Genomic DNA, 351 nt, shown 5'->3' on the forward strand with positions numbered 1-351 from the left:
CCACTTCTAAGTAACATTATGTTGAACGAACTGGATAAAGAACTGGAAGCAAGAGGACTGCGTTTCGTTAGATACGCAGATGATAGTCTCATTTTCGTCAGAAGCGAAAAGGCAGCGAATAGAGTGCTCACCTCCATTACTAAGTATATCGAGAAGAAATTGGGACTGAAAGTGAATATGGAAAAGAGTAGAATCTCACATCCTAACCAAACAAAATTTCTTGGATTTGGCTTTTACTACGACTCAAATAATAAGAAGTTTCAACCAAGACCGGATTGGAAATCGATTCAGAAATTCCAAAGAAAACTACGCCAGCTAACAAAACGTAGCTGGAGTACCTCTCTGGATATG

General features: G+C 39.0%; 1 protein-coding gene. It reads left to right on the forward strand.

What is annotated here, in order from left to right:
* Positions 1 to 351 (forward strand): reverse transcriptase domain-containing protein (locus SAY88_RS24805; protein WP_332635092.1); only part of this gene is annotated, 351 nt, incomplete at both ends.

It is taken from the genome of Halalkalibacter flavus, from assembly GCF_036663575.1.
Lineage (GTDB): Bacteria > Bacillota > Bacilli > Bacillales > Bacillaceae_D > Halalkalibacter > Halalkalibacter flavus.